Raw genomic sequence first — 3354 nt, forward strand, 5'->3', positions numbered from 1 at the left:
CCCGCACATCGACAGCTTCCTCGACGATGGCTCGACCAAGGAAGAGTGGAAGATGGTCGCGGAGACCAAGAAGATCCTCGACCCCAAGGTCAAGGTGACCGCGACCTGCGTGCGCGTGCCCGTCTTCGTCGGCCATTCCGAGGCGCTGAACATCGAGTTCGAGGACGAGATCTCGGCCCAGGAAGCGCAGGACATCCTGCGCGAAGCGCCCGGCGTCATGCTGATCGACAAGCGCGAGGACGGCGGATACGTTACGCCCGTAGAGTGCGTCGGCGACTATGCGACCTTCATCAGCCGCGTGCGCGAGGACTCGACGGTCGATAACGGCCTGTCGCTGTGGTGCGTGTCGGATAACCTGCGGAAAGGCGCCGCGCTCAACGCGGTGCAGATCGCCGAACTGCTCGGCCGCCGCCACCTGAAGAAGGGTTGAGACGCGATCCTCCCCGGCAACGGGGAGGGGGACCGCCGCGAAGCGGTGGTGGAGGGGGGGCTTCCACAAGGGATGACCTTCGTGGAGGCCCCCCTCCGTCAGGCCGTTGGCCTGCCACCTCCCCGTGCCGGGGAGGATTTCATTACCGCCCCATATACAATCCTGGCCGGTGCCACGCGAAGAGGATCAGGCTGATCGCCGCCGCGCTGATCGCCGACCAGATCATCTGCGGCCCCGAGACGACCGGAATCGCCATCGACAGGATGAACACGTCGAGCGCGACCTGCGTCATTCCCATGTTCCAGCCGCGCTTGCGATAGAGCCAGATGGTGATCACCCCGGTGCCGCCCACGCCCGCCTGATGCCGCGCCAGCGCCAATATGCCCATGCCGATCACGGTGCCGCCGACCAGCGCGGCGAAGGCCGGATGGACGCTGTCGACATGCACCGAGACGCGGGTGATCGCCGAGGCCGCGCCGATGCCGATATTGACCAGCACCGTCTTCACCGCGAACCGCGCGCCCATGACCTTGTGCGCGAACAGGAAGAAGGGGATGTTGACCAGCGTGAACAGCACGCCGGCGGGCAGCGGGATCAGATAGGACAGCAGCAGTGCGACCCCCGCGATCCCGCCCGTCACCAGCCCCGCCGCTTTCAGGAACACCAGCCCCACGATCAGCAGCGCGCAGCCGATGAAGATCGCATAGGCGTCTTCGAGCAGGCTGTGTGGCCGCCCGATCGGGCTGGGCAGGGCGTCGGTGGTGGAAGCGGTCGCTGCGGTCATCGAGGGTCCGGGTCATGGGTCCGGCATCCGCTCCTTGGCGGTCTGCTTCTTGGCGGCAGTCGCGGCGGCTTTTAGCGCAACTCCGTCTTCAAGCCAAATGACGGGCGGTGCGCGTGCTCTTCGGCTTCATTCAGCCCGAACCGAGGTCGGGGGCAGGATGATCGCGTGCACATTCGGGACGTTCCGATTAGGAGGCTGACGTACAGCTTGCCTCCCGGAGACCGAACCCTTGGCCAACACCGCCCCCGAAACCCGCTTCTTCGACAGCTTCGACGGCACCCCGATCGCCTGGCGCGAGATGGGGGAGGGGCGCGCCCTGGTGCTGGTCCACGGCTATTTCTCCGACGCCTATACCAACTGGATCCGCTACGGCCATGCCGCCGCCATCGCGGCCAAGGGCTATCGGGTGATCATGCCCGACCTTCGCGCGCATGGCGAAAGCGGCAAGCCGCATGACCTTGCCGCCTATCCCAAGGACGCGTTGACCCGTGACGGCCACGCGCTGATCGCGCATTTGGGGCTGACCGATTATGATCTGGGCGGCTATTCGCTGGGCGCGCGTACCGTCTCGCGGATGCTGGCGACGGGCGCGGAGCCGGGTAAGGCGATCTTCGCCGGCATGGGGCTGGAGGGGCTGCTCCACACCGACCGCCGGGTCGATCACTTCACCAATATCCTGACCCGGCTGGGCGAGCACAAGCGCGGCAGCCCCGAATGGATGGCCGAGGCGTTCCTGATGACGACCGGCGGCGATCCGGTGGCGCTGCTTCATATCCTCCAGACCTTCGCCGACACGCCGCTCTCGGCGATCGAGGGGTTCGACCTGCCCGCGCTGGTTGTCGCGGGCGTCGACGATTTCGACAATGGCGCGGCGGTCGAGTTGGCCGATGCCTTGCCGCGCGGGCGCTATGTCGAAATTCCGGGCAACCATATGGGTTCGGTGACCAAGCCCGAACTGGGTGCGGCGATCGCACACTTCCTGAGCGCTTGACGGCGACCATCAAAGCGCCGCAACTGCGCGCCATCCGCCCCGTTTCGAGGGCAATTCAGGATTTTAGGGGGATATGATGATCCGCTCCGCCGTTTCCGGCACCGTGCTCGCCTTCGTGCTGGCGGGTGCAGCCCATGCCCAGACCACCACGTCGTCCACCGCGCCAGCCAGGCAGGCGCCGGCCACCGTCACCTCGGCCGACGCCTTTGTCGCGGAAGCCGAAAAGACGCTGGCCGAAAAGTCGGTCCCCGCGCAACAGATCGCCTGGGTCAACGCGACCTATATCACCGACGACACCGATGCGCTCGCCGCCGCGTCGGGCGCGGAGATGACCGATCTGGCCGTCCGCTATGGCCTGGGCGCGGCGCGCTATCAGGCGCTGCCGGGTCTGTCCTATGACACCAAGCGCAAGCTCGACCTGCTGCGCGGCGGGATCACGTTGCCCGCGCCCACGACGCCGGGTGCGTCGGCGCAGCTGTCGATGCTGACGACGCGCATGTCGTCCTCCTATGGCAAGGGCAAGGGTCTGCTCAACGGCAAGCCGATCAACGGATCGGACATCGAGGCGGCGATGGGCAGCGAGCGCGATCCCGCTCGCTTGAAGGAAATGTGGGTCAGCTGGCACGACAATGTCGGTGCGCCGATGCGCGCCGATTATGCTCAGATGACGACCCTCGCCAATCAGGGCGCCAAGGAACTCGGCTATGCCGATGCCGGCGCTCTGTGGCGTTCGGGCTATGACATGAGCCCCGAACAGTTCGCGCAGCTGACCGACAAGATCTGGGGTGAGTTGGAGCCGCTGTACAAGGCGCTGCACACCTATGTCCGCTGGAAGCTGAACGAGAAGTATGGCGATGCGGTCCAGGCCAAGAGCGGCCCGATCCGCGCCGACCTGCTGGGTAATATGTGGGCGCAGGAATGGGGCAATATCTATGACGTCGTCGCGCCCAAGGGGGCGGGCGATGTCGGATATGACACCGGCGAGCTGCTGAAGGCCAAGGGCTATGATCCGATCAAGATGGTGAAGGCGGGCGAGGGCTTCTATTCCTCGCTCGGATTCGCGCCGCTGCCCAAGACCTTCTGGGAGCGGTCGCAGATCACCAAGCCCGCCGATCGCGAGGTGATCTGCCACGCCTCGGCCTGGGACAT

Annotated in this window: 4 protein-coding genes; 3 read left to right on the forward strand and 1 reads right to left on the reverse strand. The window is 66.0% G+C overall.

What is annotated here, in order from left to right; genetic code table 11:
- Positions 1-430: Asd/ArgC dimerization domain-containing protein (locus ACQKJZ_RS18700; protein ID WP_427733129.1), on the forward strand; the 430-nt coding region annotated here is incomplete at its 5' end.
- 142 nt (positions 431-572) lie between these two features.
- On the opposite strand, the gene ACQKJZ_RS18705 is transcribed toward ACQKJZ_RS18700, so the two are convergent.
- Positions 573-1214 (reverse strand): YitT family protein, encoded by a 642-nt coding sequence (locus ACQKJZ_RS18705; RefSeq protein ID WP_427733131.1) that lies wholly within the window; start codon positions 1212-1214, stop codon positions 573-575.
- A 229-nt stretch (positions 1215-1443) separates the two neighbouring features.
- On the opposite strand from ACQKJZ_RS18705, the gene ACQKJZ_RS18710 reads away from it, so the two are divergent.
- Positions 1444-2205 carry an alpha/beta fold hydrolase gene (locus ACQKJZ_RS18710; RefSeq protein WP_427733133.1) on the forward strand — a complete coding sequence of 254 codons (762 nt, stop codon included), beginning with the start codon at positions 1444-1446 and terminating at the stop codon, positions 2203-2205.
- A gap of 76 nt (positions 2206-2281) precedes the next feature.
- On the forward strand, positions 2282-3354 hold a 1073-nt coding region (locus tag ACQKJZ_RS18715), incomplete at its 3' end, for a M2 family metallopeptidase (protein WP_427733135.1).

The organism is Sphingomonas sp. NPDC019816 (assembly GCF_050274375.1).
Lineage (GTDB): Bacteria > Pseudomonadota > Alphaproteobacteria > Sphingomonadales > Sphingomonadaceae > Sphingomonas.

Coding starts and splice junctions, on each gene's coding strand:
- ACQKJZ_RS18705 (WP_427733131.1), bottom strand. CDS start 1,214: ATGACCGCAGCGACCGCTTCCACCACCGACGCCCTGCCCAGCCCGATC.